General features: G+C 70.6%; 17 protein-coding genes. 9 read left to right on the top strand and 8 right to left on the bottom strand.

Features of this window, described 5'->3' with window-relative positions; translation table 11 throughout:
• Position 1: 1 nt before the first annotated feature.
• From ASG96_RS06220 to ASG96_RS06205, 4 genes are all read right to left on the bottom strand, one after another.
• On the bottom strand, positions 2-493 hold the full coding sequence (locus ASG96_RS06220) for a helix-turn-helix domain-containing protein (RefSeq protein WP_056752224.1): 492 nt from the start codon (positions 491-493) through the stop codon (positions 2-4).
• A 137-nt stretch (positions 494-630) separates the two neighbouring features.
• Complete coding sequence (locus ASG96_RS06215) at positions 631-1,485, bottom strand: 3-keto-5-aminohexanoate cleavage protein (protein WP_057587358.1); 855 nt, start codon at positions 1,483-1,485, stop codon at positions 631-633.
• 35 nt (positions 1,486-1,520) lie between these two features.
• On the bottom strand, positions 1,521-2,564 hold the full coding sequence (locus tag ASG96_RS06210; RefSeq protein ID WP_056752217.1) for a folate-binding protein YgfZ: 1,044 nt from the start codon (positions 2,562-2,564) through the stop codon (positions 1,521-1,523).
• Positions 2,565-2,604: 40 nt separating this feature from the next.
• Positions 2,605-3,102, bottom strand: coding sequence for an FABP family protein (locus tag ASG96_RS06205; protein WP_030199640.1), 498 nt, complete (start codon positions 3,100-3,102; stop codon positions 2,605-2,607).
• Positions 3,103-3,125: 23 nt separating this feature from the next.
• Between ASG96_RS06205 and ASG96_RS06200 the strand changes: the two genes are divergently transcribed.
• Positions 3,126-3,497: a DsrE family protein gene (locus ASG96_RS06200; protein WP_057587356.1), complete on the top strand. Its 372-nt coding sequence runs from the start codon at positions 3,126-3,128 to the stop codon at positions 3,495-3,497.
• Positions 3,498-3,568: 71 nt separating this feature from the next.
• On the opposite strand, the gene ASG96_RS06195 is transcribed toward ASG96_RS06200, so the two are convergent.
• Positions 3,569-4,399 carry a hypothetical protein gene (locus ASG96_RS06195; protein WP_057587353.1) on the bottom strand — a complete coding sequence of 277 codons (831 nt, stop codon included), beginning with the start codon at positions 4,397-4,399 and terminating at the stop codon, positions 3,569-3,571.
• A gap of 6 nt (positions 4,400-4,405) precedes the next feature.
• Complete coding sequence (locus ASG96_RS06190) at positions 4,406-4,726, bottom strand: MoaD/ThiS family protein (RefSeq protein WP_082591662.1); 321 nt, start codon at positions 4,724-4,726, stop codon at positions 4,406-4,408.
• A 66-nt stretch (positions 4,727-4,792) separates the two neighbouring features.
• On the opposite strand from ASG96_RS06190, the gene ASG96_RS06185 reads away from it, so the two are divergent.
• Positions 4,793-5,488, top strand: coding sequence for a response regulator transcription factor (locus tag ASG96_RS06185; RefSeq protein WP_056752208.1), 696 nt, complete (start codon positions 4,793-4,795; stop codon positions 5,486-5,488).
• Positions 5,489-5,580: 92 nt separating this feature from the next.
• Here ASG96_RS06185 and ASG96_RS06180 read toward each other — a convergent pair whose 3' ends face one another.
• Positions 5,581-7,446 carry a bifunctional UDP-sugar hydrolase/5'-nucleotidase gene (locus ASG96_RS06180; RefSeq protein ID WP_057587351.1) on the bottom strand — a complete coding sequence of 622 codons (1,866 nt, stop codon included), beginning with the start codon at positions 7,444-7,446 and terminating at the stop codon, positions 5,581-5,583.
• A gap of 145 nt (positions 7,447-7,591) precedes the next feature.
• Between ASG96_RS06180 and mshD the strand changes: the two genes are divergently transcribed.
• The gene (gene mshD / locus ASG96_RS06175) at positions 7,592-8,524 is read left to right on the top strand and encodes a mycothiol synthase (RefSeq protein WP_057587349.1); all 933 of its coding nucleotides are present in this window, start codon (positions 7,592-7,594) and stop codon (positions 8,522-8,524) included.
• Between the two features lie 44 nt (positions 8,525-8,568).
• Positions 8,569-10,881, top strand: coding sequence for an RNA degradosome polyphosphate kinase (locus ASG96_RS06170; protein ID WP_057587348.1), 2,313 nt, complete (start codon positions 8,569-8,571; stop codon positions 10,879-10,881).
• Between the two features lie 62 nt (positions 10,882-10,943).
• On the opposite strand, the gene ASG96_RS06165 is transcribed toward ASG96_RS06170, so the two are convergent.
• Positions 10,944-11,342 carry a nuclear transport factor 2 family protein gene (locus tag ASG96_RS06165; protein WP_056752194.1) on the bottom strand — a complete coding sequence of 133 codons (399 nt, stop codon included), beginning with the start codon at positions 11,340-11,342 and terminating at the stop codon, positions 10,944-10,946.
• Positions 11,343-11,477: 135 nt separating this feature from the next.
• Here ASG96_RS06165 and ASG96_RS06160 point away from each other — a divergent pair, with 135 nt between their 5' ends.
• The 5 genes from ASG96_RS06160 (at position 11,478) to pstB (ending at position 16,676) form a co-directional block, all read left to right on the top strand.
• Positions 11,478-12,425 (top strand): NUDIX hydrolase, encoded by a 948-nt coding sequence (locus ASG96_RS06160; RefSeq protein WP_057587345.1) that lies wholly within the window; start codon positions 11,478-11,480, stop codon positions 12,423-12,425.
• Positions 12,426-12,660: 235 nt separating this feature from the next.
• The gene (pstS, locus tag ASG96_RS06155; protein ID WP_056752189.1) at positions 12,661-13,782 is read left to right on the top strand and encodes a phosphate ABC transporter substrate-binding protein PstS; all 1,122 of its coding nucleotides are present in this window, start codon (positions 12,661-12,663) and stop codon (positions 13,780-13,782) included.
• Positions 13,783-13,912: 130 nt separating this feature from the next.
• Positions 13,913-14,902 (top strand): phosphate ABC transporter permease subunit PstC, encoded by a 990-nt coding sequence (pstC, locus tag ASG96_RS06150; protein ID WP_369793559.1) that lies wholly within the window; start codon positions 13,913-13,915, stop codon positions 14,900-14,902.
• On the top strand, positions 14,899-15,879 hold the full coding sequence (pstA, locus tag ASG96_RS06145; RefSeq protein ID WP_056752183.1) for a phosphate ABC transporter permease PstA: 981 nt from the start codon (positions 14,899-14,901) through the stop codon (positions 15,877-15,879). Before pstC ends, pstA begins: the two co-directional genes overlap by 4 nt.
• Before the next feature lie 20 nt (positions 15,880-15,899).
• Positions 15,900-16,676 carry a phosphate ABC transporter ATP-binding protein PstB gene (gene pstB, locus ASG96_RS06140; protein WP_056752180.1) on the top strand — a complete coding sequence of 259 codons (777 nt, stop codon included), beginning with the start codon at positions 15,900-15,902 and terminating at the stop codon, positions 16,674-16,676.
• Positions 16,677-16,721 lie beyond the last annotated feature (45 nt).

Raw genomic sequence — 16,721 nt, 5'->3', positions numbered from 1 at the left:
CTCAGTTCTCCTTCTCGTTGAGCTCGGGGGTCGCGGCAGCGGACGTGCTGCGCGACGGGCGCCGGCGCGGTGCTGCCGCCGGGGTACGCGGGGTGCGCGGGGTGCGCGGTGGCCGCGGCGTGGTCTCGGGTGTCGTCTCGTCCTCACCGACGAACGACAGGTAGATGTCGACAAGCACCGCGCGCTGCCGGTCGGTCAGGACCGGGTCGAGCGCGACCGCGGAGAGGACGTCGGGCACGGCGGCAGGGTCGCCGTCGGCGACCCGCTCGTCGAGGATGCCGGCCCGGACGTAGAGCGACTCGGCCGAGACCTGCAGCCCCTTGGCGATCTGCTGCAGGATCTCGGCGCTCGGGCGCTTGAGCCCGCGCTCGATCTGCGACAGGTAGGGATTGGAGACCCCGGCCATCTCGGCGAGCTGCCGCAGCGACAGCTGGGCGCTCTCGCGCTGCTCGCGCAAGTAGGCCCCGAGGTCGGGTAGCGGAAGCTTGCTCATGCCTCCATTGTGCTAACTACAGCAAGCAGAATGCAAACTCTGGACAGCGTGAGACGCCCCACACCGGCTCCCGGCACGCACGAGTGCCCTCCCGACCCGATGGGTCGAGAGGGCACTCTTCCCCGCGCAGGAGCGTGTCAGCGGGTGCGACGGTCCTTGATCGACAGGGCCTCTCGCGCCTCGGTCGTCGTCATCGGCGGGCGCTGCATGACCGTGGCGATCTCGGCGGCCCGGGCCACGAGCTCGCTGTTGTGCGCGACGGGACGACCCTTGGCGTACATGAGGTTGTCCTCCATGCCGACGCGGAGGTGCCCGCCGGCCGAGAGGGCCGCGGCGACGATCGGCAGGTGCGCGCGGCCGATGCCGGTGGCCGACCAGCTCGTCACCTCGGGCGGGAGCATCGCGACGCCGGCGAGCAGCGCCTGCGGCGTGCCCGGCATCGAGCCCGGCACCCCGGTGACGAAGTCGACGTGGACCTTGCCGCCGTAGGGCAGTCCGCACTCGTCGATGAGCCGGCGCAGCGCGTGCACGTGACCGAGCTCGAAGAGCTCGAACTCCGGCACGACCTCCCGCTCCTGGGCCTGCCGGTAGAGGTCGACCATGAAGCCCCACGGGTTGAGGAACACGCCGTCGCCGAAGTTGGTCGTGCCGCACGTCAGCGAGCACGAGTCGGGGTCGGCGTCGAGGACGGTGAGGCGCTTCTCGAGGGGGTCGGTGATGGAGCCGCCGGTCGAGAGCTGGACGACGAGGTCGGTGGCCTCGCGCACGCCGTCGACGGCCTCCTTGAGGAAGCCCGGCTCGAGCGTCGGCTGGTGCTCGCGGTCGCGCACGTGGATGTGGATCAACGCGGCGCCCGCGCGCTCACAGGCGACGGCGGTCTCGACGAGCTCATCCGGCGTCGTGGGCAGGGCCGCGACGTCCGACTTGGCGGTCTCGGCGCCCGTGGGCGCGACGGTGATCAGGGTGCTCGCTGCGGTGCGTGCGGTGCTCATGCCGCACATCCTGCCAGCGGCTGCAGCCGCGTCGGTCAGGGGGCGACGATCGTCGTCTGCGCGGCCGAGAGGTCGTCGACGAGCAGCTCGAGGGTCGGGTCGGTGTTGCGCTTGATGACCGCGAGGGCGATGGGTCCGTCGACGTGGTGGCGCCCGACCGAGGTGACGCGCCCGATGACGCGGTCGCCCGCCCGGACCTCGCTCCCCTGCGCCGGCAGGACGTGACCCGAGCCGTCGAGGTGGAGGAAGACGAGCCGGCGCGGAGGGCGACCGAGGTTGTGGACGCGGGCCACCGTCTCCTGGCCGCGGTAGCAGCCCTTGTGCAGGTGCACCGCGGTGCGCAGCCAGTCGAGCTCGTGGACGATGGTGCGGTGGTCGGTCTCGAGGCCGAGACGCGGACGCCAGGCAGCGATCCGGAGGGCCTCGGCGGCCCACAGACCGGCTAGAGGCCGATCCCCCACGGCCGCAACGAGATCCGATCGCGGGACGATGACCTCTCGCCAGGACCGCTCGGTGCCGGGGTGGTCGTCGACCGGGCCGTATGCCGTCGTGTCGCCGACGAGGTCGGGCCACGGGTCGCGCCAGGCGAGGGGCTCGCCCTCGACGGACTCGCTGTCGTGCGGCTCGCCGAGCACGGCCCAGTCGTCGGTGACGAGCGAGACCTCGACGCGCAGCATGAAGCGCATCCGGTCGAGCCACTCGACGAGGGCCGGGCCGGCACCGGGCTCGGTCGTGATCCATGTCGTCTCGCCGTCGTCGACGACGTGCAGGGAGTGCTCGACGTGGCCCTTGGGGCTGAGGATGAGGGCCTCGCGCGACTGGCGCGGCTCCAGGCCGAGGAGGTGCTGGGTGGTCAGCGAGTGCAGCCAGCTGAGCCGGTCGGGGCCCGTGACGGTGACGACGTCGCGGTGCGAGAGGTCGACGACCGCGAGGCCCTCCTCCAGGAGGCGCTGCTCGCGCATCGGGTCGCCGTGGTGGAGGGCGACGCCGGCCTCGAGCCCCTCGCCCGCCACGGCGCCGGGGCGCGACAGCAGCGGACTCGTCGTCGCCGGTCGGGTGGGCAGCTCCACGTCGCTCATGCTGGTTGGAACGCTCACGGCACACGCCTCATTCCGTTGGTCACTCGACGCGCTTGAGGGTGGCCGACACGTGGCTCTGGAGCTCCTGGCCGACGGCGGCCATGTCCATGACCCAGAGGAGGTTGGACTCGACGAGGCCGTACATCCGCGTCGCGGCGTTGTACTCCTTCGCCCCGGGGGCGCGCAGGACGCCGTCGGTCTTGAGCTGGATCTTGGCCGGCTCGATCTTGCCGTAGTAGAGCTCGAGGATGCCGGTGGGGTGCGCGAGGAGCAGCTCGACCTCACCGTTCTCGAGCGGGCGCCAGAAGCCGGACTCGACGGCCGCGGGGCGCACCTTGGCGCCGTTCTCGGAGTCCAGGATCCAGGCGCGGCTCTCCCACTTGAGGAAGCCTCGCCCGTCGTGGGTGACCTCGACCTCCTGGCCGAAGTGCGCCGACTCGATCGTCGGGTAGCCGACGACGCCGGCGCCCTCCCAGCGTCCGATGAGCCAGGCGAGGGGTCGCAGCGGCTCGGGGATGTCCTGGTCGAGGTTGAACATGCGCCCGATCGTAGCCTGATCCCATGGACTCCCCCGCACGCTCGCTCGTCGTCAAGGTCACCGCCGGCACCGAGGCGCCGGAGCGCCTCTCGCAGGCCTTCACGGTCGCCGCCACGGCCGTCGCGAGCGGCGTCGACGTCTCGCTCTGGCTCACCGGCGAGTCGACGTGGATGGCCGTCCCCGGGCGGGCGGAGGATTTCGAGCTGCCGTATGCCGCCCCGCTCGTCTCGCTGCGTGACGCGGTGATCGAGGGTGGCCGGCTCACCGTCTGCACGCAGTGTGCGGCCCGGCGCGACCTGACGCAGGACCAGCTGGTCGACGGTGCGGTGATCAAGGGCGCGGCCGTCTTCGTCGAGGAGGTCATGGCCCCGGGTGCGCAGGCCCTCGTCTACTGACCCGAGCTTCTGGCCTCTCGACGGTGGGAGGCGGCGGAACGTGGCCTCTCGACGGTTGGGGAGGTGGGGAGTCAGGTGAGGACGGAGAAGAGGTGCACGACGGCACCGACGACGAGCACCGACCCGGCCCCCGCGCCGACCTGTCCCCGGACCGTCAGCATGGCCGGCTGCAGCGCGAGCACCCGGCGGAACGACCACGACACCGTGCCGACGGCAGCACCGATCCCGAGTGCCTCGAGCGCGCCGACCTGCGTGCCGCGGGTCGCGACGGCGACAGCGGCGAGCACCGCGGCCGCGAGGGCCACGAACCCGAGGAACGGCGAGGCGCCCCGGACGCCGGCGAGCAGGTCGGTGACGACGGCCGCCCCGACCGCTGCCATGGCGACGACGGCGACCGCCCGGCCCTTGTCGCTGTTGGCCGCGACGACCGCCGTCGTGCCGGAGGCGATGACGACGAGGCCGCCGAACGACGAGAGCAGCGTCAGGACGAGCCCCTCGCGGCCGGTGCGCCGGACGAGCTGGCCGGAGAAGGCGAGCAGGATGCCGAACGCGACTGCTGCCGGGACCCAGAGCAGGTCCTGGCGCAGGGCACTGAGCACGATCGCCACGGACGCGACGGCGAGCACGACGGTCGTCGCCGTCGGGGTCCAGGACCCGGTGAGCAGAGGCCATCCCCAGGCCACCGCGAGAGCGAGCGCGAGGGTCACGCCCAGCGTGGCGGCATACCCGGTCCCCTGTGCGACGAGGAGCACCACCGCGGCGACGAGGGTCGCTGCGATGCTGACCCACCGGATGCGGTCGGCACCCGCGGGCGACAGCGGTAGGCGGAGCGACCCGGCGGCCACGGAGGCGTCGGGACCGGGCTCGCGGAGGGCCGCGTCGTCCTCAGGCACGGGGGCCATTGTGCATCACCCGCCGGCGAAGGGCGGCAGCACCTCGACGGTCCCGCCGTCGACGACGGGTGCGTCGCGACCTACCTTGCGGCCGTCGAGCAGGAAGGTCGCGACCCGCGCGACCCGCGCGAGGTCGGGGTGGGCGGCGACGGCCGCGCCGACGACCTCCCCGACGGTCGCGCCGGTCCGCACCTCGCTGTCGGTCCCGGCGGCGGCACGCGCCGCAGCCCAGTAGCGCACCGTCACCGTCGCGGCGGAGGCGGCGGCGACCGGGGTCGCAGGAACCGCTCCACCGACCGGTTCGGCCGTGCGCGGCTCGGGTCCACTCGGGGCCATCTCACTCCGTCTCATCGTTGATGCGGTCTCGTCCGTTGGTGACCAGTCTCGCCTATCCTGCATGAGATGGCCCGACTGCTGCTGCTCACCAACGCGCTGGCTCCCAGCGCCGAGGTGCTGCCTGCCCTCGGGCTGCTCAGCCACACGGTGCGGATCCTGCCCGCCGAGGCCACGGCCCTCGTCGACTCACCCGACTGCGACGTCGTCATCATCGATGCGCGACGGGAGCTGGCGAGCGCACGCTCCCTCTGCAGGGTGCTGCGCACGACCGGGATCGGCACCCCCCTGCTGGCCGTCCTCACCGAGGGCGGCCTTGCTGGTCTCACGGCCGAGTGGGGCCTCGACGACGTGCTGCTCGACTCCGCCGGCCCCGCCGAGGTCGACGCGCGCCTGCGCCTCGCCATGACGAAGGGCCAGGACGACGACGCCGACCTCGACCTGCCGATCACCTCGGGCGAGCTCGTCATCGACGAGGCCTCCTACTCCGCGAAGTTCCGTGGCAGCCCGCTCGACCTGACCTACAAGGAGTTCGAGCTCATCAAGTACCTCGCGCAGCACCCGGGGCGCGTCTTCACCCGCGCCCAGCTGCTCCAGGAGGTCTGGGGCTACGACTACTACGGCGGCACGCGCACCGTCGACGTGCACGTGCGTCGCCTCCGCGCCAAGCTCGGGCCCGACCACGAGGCCCTCATCGGCACGGTCCGCAACGTGGGCTACCGTCTCGTGCCCGACCGGGCCGAGGCCCAGCCGGCCGACGCCTGACCCACTCGCCCGAGCCACGGCACACAGAGGTATGCCGTCCGGCTCGGTGAGCTGGACGGCATACCTCGTGGTGGTGCCGGGTCGGTCCTCGGTCAGCTGCCGGAGATCCGGGTCAGCGGACCCGGCGTGTAGCCGGTGGGGTTGAAGGACGTGAGGTAGTTGGCGAACGCGTCGATGTCGAGACCGCCGTAGTAGACGTTGGTGCCCTTCGTGAAGGTCGGGAAGCCGTCGCCACCGCCCTGCAGGAAGTTGTTCGTCACGATGCGGTAGGACTGGCTGTCGACGAGGGGGCTGCCGTTCAGCGTCACGGCACCGAGGGTCGTGCCGGAGTAGCTGTAGGAGAAGCCCTTCGAGACCTGGAGGATCTTCTTGTTGGAGCCGGCGTTGCTGCCGGTCCACTGCTGCCCCAGGATCGCCTTGATCTGCTCACCGGTCAGCGTCATCGACACGAGGTAGTTGTTGAACGGCTGGACCGTGAACGCCTCGTCGTAGGTGACGTCACCGGGCGCCTCGCCGTACGGGGAGGTGGCGTAGGTGAGGTCCGCACGGATGCCGCCCGGGTTCATGAAGGCGATGACCGGCTTGTCGCCGCCGGTGACGACCGACGGGTCGGCGAGCTGGGCGTCGGCGATGAGGTCACCGAGCTGCGACTCACCCCCTGCGTTGGCCCCGGCGCCGCCCTTGAGGACGTCCTGCGTGATGTGGCCGATCACCTTGGAGGCGATGGGGCGGACGAGCTCCTTGTACTGGTTGATGAGCGCCGTCTGCGCGGGGTCCTTCGTGTCGCGCGTGACGATCATGTTCGTGCCCTCGACCGAGCTCCGCACGATGTCCTGGGTGCGCCTGTCGAACTGGAGGTTGGTCTCCGTGAAGAGCCGGCCGAACGACGACGCCGAGGTCACGAGCCGGTCGTTGTCGGCGGGGTCCTTGACGTCACACACGTAGGGCTGGTGGGTGTGACCCGAGACGATCATGTCGATCTCGGGGTCGAGTCCCGCTGCGATCGGCAGGATCGCCGAGTCGCTCTTCAGGCTGCCGCCGCCCTGGCACGTGTAGTCATAGGTCGGGTTGGCCTGGTAGGTCTTCTGGTCGACGGGGCTCGTCCACGGCTCAGAGCTCGGGGTCCCGCCCTGGTGGATCAGCACGACGATGGCCTTGACGCCCTGCGCGTGAAGCACCGGCACGAGCGCGTTGGCGGTCTTCACCTCGTCGGTGAACTCCAGCCCGGCCACGCCGGAGGCGGTGACGATGTTGGGCGTGTCCTTGAGGGTCATGCCGATGAAGCCGATCTTGGCGCCGTTGACGTTCTTGATCGAGTAGGCGGGCAGGATCGTGTTGCCGCTGGCCTTCTCGATGACGTTCGCGGCGAGGATGTCGAAGCTCGCACCGGGGAAGGAGCCGGTCGGGCAGGAGTTCTGGTTGTTCTGGCCGTCGCCGTCGTCGATGCAGCCGCCGTGGGCGAGGCGCTGGATCTCCCTGTAACCCTCGTCGAACTCGTGGTTGCCGACGGAGGTGACGTTGAGGCCGAGCTTGTTCATCGCGAGGATCGTGGGCTCGTCGTGGAAGGCCGCGGACAGCAGCGGCGAGGCGCCCACGATGTCACCCGCGGCGACGGTGAGCGTGTTGCGGTGGCCCTGGCGGGCCTCGGCGAGGTGGGACGCGAGGTACTCGACACCGCCGGCGTCGACCGTGACGTCCACGGGCTCGGCCTTGTTGAGGTCCTTGTCGACGTCGTTGGCGTCCGGCGCGTGGCCGACGACGATGCGCCCGCTCGACCCGGACGGCGCCTCGAGGTTGCCGTGGAAGTCGTTGAACGACAGGAGCTGGATGTCGACCAGCGGGCCTTGCGGGTCGCTCTTCTGGTTGCCGTTGTCGGCAACGGCAGGCGCTGCGAGCGCGGCCGCGGCGCAGAGTCCGGCGACGGCGACTCCGGCGAAGCGGCGGGTGGAACGGGACATGTCTTTCCCCTTGGTCATCGGTGGTGATCGGAGCTCGTGGCATCCACTGCGGAGGCTAGCCGTGGCTGAGTGCCAAATGGGTGTTGTCCGGTAAAAGAGTGGTGACGGTCGCGAGTCCGTGTGCCCCCTGTGGTGGAATCGCCGTATGCCGCCGACCCTCGCCGTGCGCGACGAGCAGCACCCGCTGACCACCCAGGAGGCCACGGCCGTCCTCACCCTTGCGGAGGAGGTCACCCGGCGCGACGGCTCTCCCCCGCTGTCGGAGCAGTTCCGGCTGTCGACCGCCTCGCGCGACGTCGACGGCGTCGATCACGTCCTCGCGCTCGACGAGGCGGGCGGGGTCGTCGGTTACGCCCAGTGGCGCGTCGGGCCCGACGGCGAGCCCCCGTCGGCCGAGCTCGTCGTCGCACCGGACGTGAGGCGGCGCGGCATCGGCCGCTCCCTCGCAGCCGCGCTGCCCGGTGACGTGCGGCTGTGGAGCCACGGCTCCGGGGCGAACGCGTCCGCGGCCGCCTCCTTCGCCGCCGCCCTCGGGCTCGTGCCCGTGCGTTCGCTCCACGTCATGGGCCGCTCGCTCCGCGACGGACCCGCCTGGCCGCCCGCGTCGCTCGACCCGAGGTATGCCGTCCGCTCCTTCGAGCCCGGACGTGACGAGGACGCGTGGCTGGCGCTCAACGCCGCGGCGTTCGCACACCACCCCGAGCAGGGGTCGCTGCGGCGGGCCGACCTCGACCAGCGGATGGCGGAGCCGTGGTGGGACCCGGCAGGCCTCATCCTCGTCGTCGAGGCCGCCGACCCGGACGTGCTGGCCGCCTCGCACTGGACGAAGGTCGACCCGCCGGGCGGTGAGGTGGGCGAGGTCTACGTCGTGGCGGTCGCACCCGACCGGCAGGGGCAGGGCCTGGGGCGCGCGGTCACGGTGCTGGGCCTCGACCACCTGCGCTCGCTCGGCCTCGACCGCGTCGTGCTGTACGTCGACGAGGACAACGTCGCGGCCGTGCGCACCTACGCCGCCCTCGGCTTCGAGGACGTCGAGGTGCACCGGCAGTTCGCCCGGTCCTCGCCCGCTGTCGGCTGAGACGAGTTCACCCCCGAGTCGCCTTTCGGTGCCACGATGGGCACATGAGCACCGGCAGTCTCACCACCACCGACCTCGACGAGCAGGACGCCGCCTCGACGGAGGTCCGCGACATGAGCTCGGAGGAGGCCGCGAGCGAGGCCGCCGAGGTCAGCTCCTTCACGAGCACGGTGCCCACCCGGCGCATCCCCGCGCGGGCACCCAACGGGCGGTTCGTCGGGGCCGCGGGGCCGAGCGACGACGAGGACGACCTGCCGGCCGACCGCTACCTCGAGCGCGAGCTGTCCTGGCTGCAGTTCAACGAGCGGGTGCTCCAGCTGGCCATGGACCCTGCGGTGCCCCTGCTCGAGCGCACCCGCTTCCTCGCGATCTTCGCCAACAACCTCGACGAGTACTTCATGGTGCGCGTCGCCGGCCTCAAGCGGCGCATCGCGACCGGCCTCGCCGTGCGCACCGCCGCAGGGCTCGAGCCACGTGAGCTGATCGAGCGCATCGCCCGGCTCGCGCACGAGCTGATGCAGCAGCACGCCGGCGTCTTCCAGCACGACGTGCGGCCCTCGCTCGAGGACCAGGGCATCACCATCGTCCGCTGGGACGACCTCGACGAGGACGACCGGGAGCCGCTCCACTACTTCTTCGCGGACCGGGTCTTCCCGGTACTGACGCCGCTCGCCGTCGACCCGGCGCACCCGTTCCCCTACATCTCCGGCCTGTCGCTCAACCTCGCGGTGCTGCTCCAGAACCCCAAGACGGGCAGCGAGCACTTCGCCCGCGTCAAGGTGCCACCGAGCCTGCCGCGCTTCATCCTCGTCGAGGAGGACATCGACGCCGAGGTCGAGCGCAAGCGCTTCGTGCCGCTCGAGGACGTCATCGCGAGCCACCTCGACCAGCTCTTCCCCGGGATGCTCGTGCAGGAGCACTTCAGCTTCCGCGTGACCCGCAACGAGGACCTCGAGGTGGAGGAGGACGACGCCGAGAACCTCCTCACCGCGCTCGAGAAGGAGCTGACCCGCCGCCGGTTCGGGCCGCCGATCCGCCTCGAGGTCGAGGACGACATGGACCCCAAGGTCCTCGACATGCTCGCCCGCGAGCTGCAGATCAGCGACCGCGAGATCTACCGGCTGCCGACCCCGCTCGACCTGCGTGGCCTGTTCACCGTCGCCGACGTCGACCGCAGCGACCTCGAGTTCCCCAAGTTCTTCCCGCGCACGCACCCGGACTTCGCTCCGACCGAGAGCGCCAAGGCCATCGACCTGCTCACGGCCGTTCGGCAGAAGGACGTGCTCGTCCAGCACCCCTACAACTCGTTCTCCACGTCGGTGCAGGCCTTCATCGAGCAGGCCGCGAACGACCCGAAGGTCCTCGCGATCAAGCAGACGCTCTACCGCACCTCCGGCGACTCGCCGATCATCGACGCCCTCATCGACGCCGCCGAGGCCGGCAAGCAGGTCCTCGCCGTCGTGGAGATCAAGGCCCGCTTCGACGAGGTCAACAACATCTCCTGGGCCCGACAGCTCGAGCAGGCCGGCGTCCACGTCGTCTACGGCGTCGTCGGCCTCAAGACGCACGCCAAGCTGTGCCTCGTCGTGCGCCAGGAGTCCGAGGGGCTCGTGCGCTACTGCCACATCGGCACCGGCAACTACAACCCGAAGACGGCTCGCGTCTACGAGGACTTCGGCCTCTTCACGACCGACCCGCAGGTCGGCGAGGACCTCTCTCGCCTCTTCAACCTCCTGTCCGGCTTCGCGCCCCGCAGCAGGTTCAAGCGCCTCCTCGTCGCCCCGAGGTCGGTGCGGTCGGGCCTCATCGACCTCGTCGACGAGGAGATCGACATCCACGAGTCGCGGCACAAGGACGCCCCGGCCGGGCGGATCGTCATCAAGGCCAACTCCATCGTGGACGAGGCGCTCATCGACGCGCTCTACCGGGCGAGCATCGCCGGGGTCCAGGTCGACATCTGGGTGCGCGGCATCTGCGCCTTGCGCCCCGGCGTCGAGGGCCTGTCCGAGAACATCCGCGTGCGCTCGATCCTCGGCCGCTTCCTCGAGCACTCGCGCGTCTTCTGGTTCGACCACGGCGGCGACCCGCAGGTCTACATCGGCAGCGCGGACATGATGCACCGCAACCTCGACCGCCGGGTCGAGGCCCTCGTGCGCATCGTCGAGCCCGGGCACCTCGTCGAGCTCGCCGACCTCATCGACCTCGCCTTCGCCGAGACCACCTCCCGCTGGGACCTCGGCTCCGACGGTCGCTGGGTGCGCCACCACCTGTCCGAGGCCGGCGAGCCTCTCGACGACCTGCAGGAGAAGCTCATCGAGCGCCACGACCGGCGACGCCGCAAGGCCCGCCGCCGCTGAGGCTCACTGCTCGGCGACTCGACGGCCGTCGCGCGCGGCTGCGGTCAGAACGGGCACGGCACTCAGTCGGTCACGGTGTCACCGTGGCGATGGGCTACCCGCCACTGGCCGTGCTCGCGTCGGTACACCTGTGTCGCTCGCAAGGTGTACGTCCGTGGCCGACCGTCGACGGAGGCCGACGTGTGCTCGAGGCCTGCGGTGTAGGCCATGTCGCCCGCCACGTCATGTGCCAGCAGCTCGAACGCGTACGACGTGCAGTCGGAGAACGACCTGCCGAGGGACGCGAACAGCTCGTCGAGCTCACGCTGCCCCTGCGCGCTGCGCCAGGCCCCGAGCACGCTCACGGGCTCACGGCGCGACCACAGCGCCCGTCGGGGCCCGGCGTCACCGTTGTGCAGGGCCAGTTCGGCGTCGTACAGCTCGGTCTTCACCCACGTGAGAAAGTCGTCGTCGTCGCTCATCGTTCCATGATGCGCCGCCCGCGTGCTCGCGCGCCGCGCTTCGGCGACCTCGACGACCTGCTCGGCTGACCGGCATACGGGCAGGTTGGGCCGGTCGGGGCGCCTCGTGGCGCCGCATCAGGCAGACTGGCGCGCGTGGCCTCAGTGATCCCCGCCGCCGGCACGCTGCCCTGGCGGCGTCGCGACGGACGTCTCGAGGTCGCCCTCGTGCACCGGCCGAAGTACGACGACTGGTCCTGGGCCAAGGGCAAGCTCGACCCCGGTGAGCACCCGTGCGTCGCCGCCGCCCGCGAGACGCTGGAGGAGACCGGGCTCGTCGTGCGCCTCGGGGTGCCCCTGCCGTCGGCGGAGTACCCCGTGCTCGACTCCACGGGCGGCCCTGCCACGAAGCAGGTGCACTACTGGACCGCACGCGTCACGGGCGGCACCGGTGTGCTCGAGCACGAGATCGACGAGGTGGCGTGGGTCGACGTCCGTACCGCCCACGACCGCCTCCACTACGCCCGCGACCGCGAGCAGCTGCTCGCCCTCGTCCGCGCCGAGCGTGCCGACGAGCTGCGCACGTGGCCGCTCGCGTTCGTGCGCCATGCCAAGGCGACCCCGCGCGGCAAGTGGGAGGGCGACGACCGGCGACGGCCGCTCGATGCCGTGGGGCGCGCGCAGGCGGCCAGCGTCGCCGCCGTGCTCGGGTCCTACGGCGTGACCCGCGTCGTCTCCTCCTCCTCGGCCCGCTGCGTCTCCACCGTCGAGCCGTATGCCACTGGGCAGGGCCTGCGACTGCGCACCCGTGACGTGCTGTCGGAGGAGGGGTTCGCCGAGAGCCCCGTCGGTGCGGTCGCCCAGGTGCAGCGGCTGCTCGAGCGCGGCGACCCGGCCGCCCTCTGCAGCCACGGTCCCGTGCTGCCGACCCTGCTCGGCCTGCTCCACACCCGGGTGGACCACTCGCCGGAACGCGGCGGCGTCGCGGACGCCCTGCAGGGCGCGGCCGACGAGGACATGCACAAGGGCGAGGTGCTCGTCTGCCACCTCGTCGGACGTGGCGAGGACGCGCGCGTCGTCGACGTCGAGCGCATCGACACCTGAGACCGGACGGGGTCTGCGAGGCTCCCCAATCCTTCATCGTCGGCCGGTCCGGGCCGCGCCGCATCCCGAGCCGGCGCCGCACCCCAAGACGTCGCCCCTCGTTCACCCTGCGTTAACCGCACGTGGACGACTCGTCATCCTGCGCACCTATGTTCGCCGTGGATCAACGTCCAGCAACGTCGCTCGGATCTGCCGAACGACCACCAGGTACACCCCATCGAGAGGGATCACACTCGTGTCTGTTTCGCGTATCAGCGCTCTCGGCGCCATCGCCCTGTCCGGCGCTCTGGCGCTGTCGGCCTGCGCGTCCGAGAACAACGGCGCCGCTCCCGGCGCCGGCTCGACCGCTGCTGGTTCCACCGCCGCCGGTGACTGCTTCAGCGGCGACCTCAAGGCCGAGGGCTCCTCGGCCCAGAAGAACGCCATCGATGAGGCCATCAAGGCGTACCAGACGGCCTGCGCCGACGCCAACATCGACTACCAGCCCACCGGCTCCGGCGCCGGCATCAAGCAGTTCATCGCCAAGCAGGTCGACTTCGCCGGCTCCGACTCGGCCCTCAAGACCGAGCCCAAGGACGGCAAGATCGAGGCCGACGACGCCAAGGCGGCCTGCGGCACCGAGGCCTGGAACCTGCCCATGGTGACCGGCCCCATCGCGATCGCCTACAACGTCAAGGGGGTCGACAAGCTCGTGCTGAACGCCGAGGTGGCCGCGAAGATCTTCGACGGCAAGATCACCACCTGGAACGACCCGGCCATCGCCGCGCTCAACAAGGGCGTCACGCTTCCCGCCACGCCGATCAAGGTCTTCTTCCGCTCCGACGAGTCGGGCACGACCGAGAACTTCACGAAGTACCTCAAGGCCGCCGCTCCCGACGCCTGGTCCTACGAGACCGGCAAGAAGTGGACCGGCAAGGGCGAGGGCAAGGAGAAGTCGGCCGGCGTCGCCACCGCGACAAAGGGCCAGGACGGCGGCATCACGTACGTCGAGCTCTCCTACGCCCAGCAGAACCAGCTGGCGATGGCCCAGATCGACACCGGCTCCGGCCCCGTCGAGCTGACCGCCGAGTCGGCCGGCAAGACGATCGCCACGGCCAAGCAGACCGGCTCCGGCAACAACCTCGCGCTCAAGATCGACTACGCCACCAAGGAGGCCGGGGCCTACCCGATCGTCCTCGTGACCTACGAGATCGTCTGCTCGAAGTACGCCGACGCCGAGACGGGCAAGAAGGTCAAGAGCTTCCTCAAGACCTTCGCCTCGGACGAGGTCCAGAAGGGCCTCGAGGCCAAGGGCTACGCCCCGCTCCCGACCGAGGTCGCGACCAAGGTCCAGGCCGCGGTCGACGCGATCTCCTGACCACCTGACCCGGCCGGAGCGATCCGGCAGGGTCGTCCACGCAGGGGTGGGCGCCGAACCCGGCGTCCGCCCCTGCGCCAGTACGACGCACATCGAAGGAAGAGGCCTCCACGTGTCGACAGTGACGGGTGTGTCCGCCGCGGACCAGACTCCCGGGCCCGACGGGCGCAGACCCTTGCAGGCGGACCACGCGTCCACGGGGCGCGTCGGCGACCGGCTCTTCGGTGGCGCCGCCACGGTCTCGGGTGTCTTCGTCATCGTCCTCGTGACCCTGATCGCCATCTTCCTCATCGTGCAGGCCGTGCCCGCACTGATGGACAACTCGGCGAACTTCTTCACCAGCCGGGTGTGGGCACCCGGCGGCGAGCAGCCCGCCTTCGGCATCCTCGAGTTCCTGTGGACGACCGTGACCGCGTCGGCCATCGCCATGCTGCTCTCGGTGCCGGTCGGCGTGGCCGTGGCCCTCTTCCTCACCCAGTACGCCCCCACCTGGATGCGCCGCCCGGCCGCGAGCCTCGTCGACCTCCTCGCGGCCGTCCCCTCGATCGTCTACGGCCTCTGGGGCCTGATCGCCTTCGCGCCCGTGTTCAAGCCGGTGCAGTCGTTCATCGAGGACAAGCTCGGCTGGTTCCCGCTCTTCGCCCCCACGGGCATCAGCGGCGGGACCATCTGCTTCATCGGCGTCGTCCTGGCCATCATGGTCCTGCCGATCGTCACCGCACTCTCGCGTGAGGTCTTCGACCAGACGCCGACCGCGCACAAGGAGGGCGCGCTGGCGCTGGGCGCGACCCAGTGGGAGATGATCCGCACGTCCGTCCTGCCCTTCGGGCGACCCGGCGTCATCTCCGCCTCGATGCTCGCCCTCGGCCGGGCGCTCGGCGAGACCATCGCCGTCACGTTCCTCGTCTCGGCCCTCGCCGACGGCAACCCGTGGTCCTGGTCGCTCTTCAACGGCGGTGAGACCTTCGCCTCGAAGATCGCGAACAACGCCTCGGAGTTCAGCAACCCCAACAAGACCGGCGCCTACATCGCGGCCGGCCTCGTCCTGTTCGTGCTGACCTTCGTCGTCAACAGCATCGCCCGCGTGGTCATCGAGCGCAGGAAGGCCTTCACCGAATGAGCACCGCCACCGACCGCCGCCTCCCCGACGACCGCGTCCCCGACGACCAGGTCGCCTCCGGGGACACCTCGACACCGCCCGGTGGCCGATCGGGTCGCGACGCGCTGTCCGAGATGAGCAACCCCCACCGGGCTCGCGCGGTCAAGGACGTCGTGGCCCGCGTCGTCATGTGGGCCGCCTTCTTCCTCGCCGTCGTGCCGCTCGTGTGGATCCTCGGCACCGTGATCGGCAAGGGCTTCCACATGCTCACGACGTCGACCTGGTGGACCGGCAACCAGCGCAACGTCAACTCCGACGACTTCGGTGGCGGCGCTCGTCACGCCATCGAGGGCACGCTGCAGATGGTCGGCATCACCGCGCTCATCGCGGTGCCCATCGGCATCCTCACCGCCGTCTACCTCGTCGAGTACGGCCGCGGGCACCTGGCCCGGGTGATCAGCTTCACCGTCGACATCCTCTCGGGCGTCCCGTCCATCGTCGCCGCGCTGTTCATCTACGCGATCTGGGTGACGGCCTTCGGCTTCAGCCGCTCGGGGTTCGCGGCGGCCCTCGCCCTCGTGCTGCTCATGATCCCCGTCATCGTCCGTTCGACGGAGGAGATGCTCAAGCTCGTGCCCAACGAGCTGCGCGAGGCCTCGTACGCGCTCGGGGTGCCGAAGTGGGCGACCGTCGTCAAGATCGTCCTGCGCACCGCGTTCTCGGGCATCGTGACCGGCGTGCTCCTCGGCATCGCCCGCGTCATGGGTGAGACGGCGCCGCTGCTGATCCTCGCGCCGTACACCAAGAACTTCCAGCGTGACCTGTTCAACGGCAACTTCCCGACGCTGCCGATGATGATCAACCAGGACCGCGGCGACTTCGCGCTCGCGACCGCCGCCGAACGGATGTGGGGCGCGGCGCTCACGCTGATCCTGCTCGTGCTCCTCCTCAACGTCATCGGCCGCGTCATTGCGCACTTCGGCGCCGTCAAGAAGTAAGAGAAAGCGATACCTGAACGATGGCAAAGCGAATCGACGTCAGCGACCTCAACGTCTACTACGGCGGCTTCAAGGCCGTGGAAGGTGTCTCGATGACGGTCGAGCCCCGGTCCGTCACGGCCTTCATCGGCCCGTCGGGCTGCGGCAAGTCGACCTTCCTGCGCACCCTCAACCGGATGCACGAGGTGATCCCCGGCGGGCGCGTCGAGGGCAAGGTCATGCTCGACGACCAGGACCTCTACGCGGCCTCGATGGACCCCGTGACCGTGCGCCGCACCGTCGGCATGGTCTTCCAGCGGCCCAACCCCTTCCCGACGATGTCGATCTACGACAACGTCGCGGCCGGGCTGCGGCTCAACGGCGTCAAGAACAAGAAGACCCTCGACGGCATCGTCGAGCAGTCGCTCAAGGGCGCGAACCTCTGGACCGAGGTCAAGGACCGCCTGAGCAAGCCGGGCGCCGGGCTCTCCGGTGGCCAGCAGCAGCGGCTCTGCATCGCCCGGGCCATCGCCGTGCAGCCGCAGGTGCTGCTCATGGACGAGCCGTGCTCGGCGCTCGACCCGATCTCGACGCTGGCGATCGAGGACCTCATCAACGAGCTCAAGAACGACTTCACGATCGTGATCGTCACCCACAACATGCAGCAGGCGGCGCGCGTCTCCGACCGCACGGCCTTCTTCAACCTCAAGGCCACCGGCGAGCCGGGTCGGCTGGTCGAGGTCGACGACACGACGCGGATCTTCAACAACCCGACCGAGCAGGCCACCGAGGACTACATCTCCGGCCGCTTCGGCTGAGCCACGAGGCCGCTCGGGCCGACGGCCCGCGGCCACGGACGACAG

Origin of the sequence: Terrabacter sp. Soil810 (genome assembly GCF_001429645.1) — a bacterium.
GTDB lineage: Bacteria > Actinomycetota > Actinomycetes > Actinomycetales > Dermatophilaceae > Terrabacter.
Note: the sequence above shows the minus strand (reverse complement) of the source record. Positions and strands in the feature narration are given on the sequence as shown.

What these genes read in the sequence shown, in the direction of transcription:
- ASG96_RS06220 (WP_056752224.1), bottom strand. Translation starts at nt 493, where the DNA reads ATGAGCAAGCTTCCGCTACCCGACCTCGGGGCCTACTTGCGCGAGCAG.
- ASG96_RS06215 (WP_057587358.1), bottom strand. Translation starts at nt 1,485, where the DNA reads ATGAGCACCGCACGCACCGCAGCGAGCACCCTGATCACCGTCGCGCCC.
- ASG96_RS06210 (WP_056752217.1), bottom strand. Translation starts at nt 2,564, where the DNA reads ATGAGCGACGTGGAGCTGCCCACCCGACCGGCGACGACGAGTCCGCTG.
- ASG96_RS06205 (WP_030199640.1), bottom strand. Translation starts at nt 3,102, where the DNA reads ATGTTCAACCTCGACCAGGACATCCCCGAGCCGCTGCGACCCCTCGCC.
- ASG96_RS06200 (WP_057587356.1), top strand. Translation starts at nt 3,126, where the DNA reads ATGGACTCCCCCGCACGCTCGCTCGTCGTCAAGGTCACCGCCGGCACC.
- ASG96_RS06195 (WP_057587353.1), bottom strand. Translation starts at nt 4,399, where the DNA reads ATGGCCCCCGTGCCTGAGGACGACGCGGCCCTCCGCGAGCCCGGTCCC.
- ASG96_RS06190 (WP_082591662.1), bottom strand. Translation starts at nt 4,726, where the DNA reads ATGGCCCCGAGTGGACCCGAGCCGCGCACGGCCGAACCGGTCGGTGGA.
- ASG96_RS06185 (WP_056752208.1), top strand. Translation starts at nt 4,793, where the DNA reads ATGGCCCGACTGCTGCTGCTCACCAACGCGCTGGCTCCCAGCGCCGAG.
- ASG96_RS06180 (WP_057587351.1), bottom strand. Translation starts at nt 7,446, where the DNA reads ATGTCCCGTTCCACCCGCCGCTTCGCCGGAGTCGCCGTCGCCGGACTC.
- mshD (WP_057587349.1), top strand. Translation starts at nt 7,592, where the DNA reads ATGCCGCCGACCCTCGCCGTGCGCGACGAGCAGCACCCGCTGACCACC.
- ASG96_RS06170 (WP_057587348.1), top strand. Translation starts at nt 8,569, where the DNA reads ATGAGCACCGGCAGTCTCACCACCACCGACCTCGACGAGCAGGACGCC.
- ASG96_RS06165 (WP_056752194.1), bottom strand. Translation starts at nt 11,342, where the DNA reads ATGAGCGACGACGACGACTTTCTCACGTGGGTGAAGACCGAGCTGTAC.
- pstA (WP_056752183.1), top strand. Translation starts at nt 14,899, where the DNA reads ATGAGCACCGCCACCGACCGCCGCCTCCCCGACGACCGCGTCCCCGAC.
- pstB (WP_056752180.1), top strand. Translation starts at nt 15,900, where the DNA reads ATGGCAAAGCGAATCGACGTCAGCGACCTCAACGTCTACTACGGCGGC.